This is a genomic window from Clostridioides sp. ZZV14-6345, assembly GCF_020657775.1.
GTDB classification, from domain to species: Bacteria; Bacillota; Clostridia; order Peptostreptococcales; family Peptostreptococcaceae; genus Clostridioides; species Clostridioides difficile_D.
The window spans coordinates 1-205 of sequence record NZ_JAGWCX010000274.1; the positions used below are offsets into that span (position 1 = coordinate 1).

Below are 205 nucleotides of genomic sequence, written 5' to 3' on the forward strand. Positions count from 1 at the left end.
AAAGCTCATTTGTTCTCCCTGTTGATATTCTACTCCAGATATGTCAGGATTTTTAATTTTTTGTATATCAAAGTTGGCAACCTCTATTACTATATTTCTGATAGGCAATATAGAATTAAGATAATCTATAAATTTAAGATGGGTATTCAATTTATGTTGTAAACTTGGTGCCAACCATCCTTGTTTTATTTTTCGATTGTTCCAT

At 29.3% G+C, this 205-nt stretch carries 1 protein-coding gene; it reads right to left on the minus strand.

Going from position 1 to position 205, the window contains the following annotated elements; translation table 11 throughout:
* Window positions 1-205 (minus strand): RRXRR domain-containing protein (locus tag KGF39_RS19750; protein ID WP_255643694.1); only part of this gene is annotated, 205 nt, incomplete at both ends.